The 1,893-nt window shown below is 37.5% G+C and carries 4 protein-coding genes; all 4 read right to left on the bottom strand.

The window, feature by feature from the left end; genetic code table 11:
* On the bottom strand, nucleotides 1-525 hold a 525-nt coding region (locus tag IQ228_RS25520), incomplete at its 3' end, for a PD-(D/E)XK nuclease family protein (protein ID WP_193964938.1).
* Between the two features lie 151 nt (nucleotides 526-676).
* Nucleotides 677-943: a hypothetical protein gene (locus IQ228_RS25525; protein ID WP_027403671.1), complete on the bottom strand. Its 267-nt coding sequence runs from the start codon at nucleotides 941-943 to the stop codon at nucleotides 677-679.
* A gap of 97 nt (nucleotides 944-1,040) precedes the next feature.
* On the bottom strand, nucleotides 1,041-1,244 hold the full coding sequence (locus tag IQ228_RS25530) for a hypothetical protein (RefSeq protein WP_027403670.1): 204 nt from the start codon (nucleotides 1,242-1,244) through the stop codon (nucleotides 1,041-1,043).
* Between the two features lie 12 nt (nucleotides 1,245-1,256).
* A complete protein-coding gene (gene def, locus IQ228_RS25535) occupies nucleotides 1,257-1,820 on the bottom strand; it encodes a peptide deformylase (protein ID WP_027403669.1) in 564 nt (187 codons plus the stop codon).
* Between the last annotated feature and the right edge of the window lie 73 nt (nucleotides 1,821-1,893).

Genomic DNA, 1,893 nt, shown 5'->3' on the forward strand with positions numbered 1-1,893 from the left:
CCAGTAGGTTAGGGAAATATTTTCTAATAAATAGTTGCTAGTTTCTGCCATGACGTACAGATAAAGTTTTGTTTGCCAATTTTCAGCTAATGTTTCTCTTTTTGGTGGTTGGGGATAGGTTTTCCAGTCGAGAATTTGAGCTTGATTTTGGTCAGCAATTAATAAATCATAAATGACAGTCAGGAGATAATTACCAATTTGTAATGTTCGATAATGTTCGCTTTCTCGAAAAGTTTGATTATCAATATTAGTTATAAATATTTCTGGAGCAATTTTGCTAAAGTCAGTCATCCAATTTTGTAATTGAGGATCTGCTTGTAGTAATTTATTAATAGGTAAATCCATTTCTCGCTGCTGCATAAGCAAGTGAAACCGACTACCTAAAATTTGATATTCTTCGTGTTTAGGATCTAGAGGAGTATTTAGTTGTTCTAAGTAGCTATGTTGGAATTTACGGGGACAAACTGCGAGTAAGTTTAGATGTCCTTGGGAAAGTCGGAGTATGGGGGTAGAAGTTGGTAGCATGATTCTATTTTATTGATCTAAATCCAAAAATAAAGATTCTATATCTCTATACCCACTAACCACTCGAACAATGACAATACTATTTTCTAATAACCGATAAAAAATTATATAACTATCAATGGGAATACCTCTTAATGCAGAATATACTCCATTATTTTTTATTCTCACGAGCAATTCTAATTTTTTCTTGTAATCTAGCCATAACAACATCACTACTAACCACTTCACCTCGGTCAATTTGGGCAAGTCCTACAGCGACTTTTTTGCGTGTTTCTTGTTCCCATTCCTGATCCTCTTTTTTCCACTCGGATAACACTTTAAGTGCTTTAATTATCACATCGTCGGCATTGGTATAATGACCTGTGGCAATATAGGACTGGATCAGTTCTTCAGTTTCTGGTTTTAGTTGAATTTTCATGATTTATAATCATCAATTACTTAGTAAAAAATAAAAGGTAAAAGGGTGAAGTGTGCATTCCTCATTCATCCTCTTACCTTTTTCATATACCTGATGCTTATCCTATATTATCTCGTGCATCTCTCACTGCGGCAATAAAAAAGAATACGGTGAGAGGAATGCTCAAAGCTAGGATAATGGCAGTGGTTGGGACACCAAAATCTGGTTCTCCATAACTCAATTCAAAAACTGAACCAACAGCGGCGATCGCTGCAACACAAGCACCACCTAAAAATAAACCGCTTTTTGGAGTTAAATACACTACTAGACCACCCTATACTACTGGTTTCACTGCCTGATACGAGAAGCCATTTTTAGATAACTCTTCGTTTAAAGTCAAGGAATTTTCTACACGATCTACAAATACCACACCATTAAGGTGATCCAATTCGTGAAGAATACAGCGACCGAGTAAATCACCTGCTGTTAAGGTTTGGGGACGACCATATTCGTCCTTATAGGCGATTGTTACCACTTCTGGACGTTTTACATCTAGAAAGACATTAGGAATACTTAAGCACCCTTCCTGAGCCACACAGAGCTTACTGCTAACCTGTTTAATGGTAGGATTAATTAACACTAGTGGCGGATGATTAGGTTGATCTGGTTCGCAGTCAATAACGATAAGTTGTTTATTGATGCCAACTTGAGGTGCAGCCAAACCAATGCCATCTGAGCTATACATAGTTTGCAGCATTTCGCGCACTAGTTGGCGGAGTTCGTCATCTATTTTAGTAACCCGCTTTGCCGGTTGACGCAAAACGCGATCGCCTAAGTAGTGCATTTGCAAAGGTGGATTTTTTAATTTTTTCTTCTCGACAGCAATATCAGACGGCATGGTTTTTGATGGCTTGATAGTGAACAATATATTTTAATTCTATCGTTATTGGGGAGTGGGGAGTGGGGAGTGG

The organism is Dolichospermum sp. LEGE 00246, assembly GCF_015207865.1.
GTDB classification, from domain to species: domain Bacteria; phylum Cyanobacteriota; class Cyanobacteriia; order Cyanobacteriales; family Nostocaceae; genus Dolichospermum; species Dolichospermum heterosporum.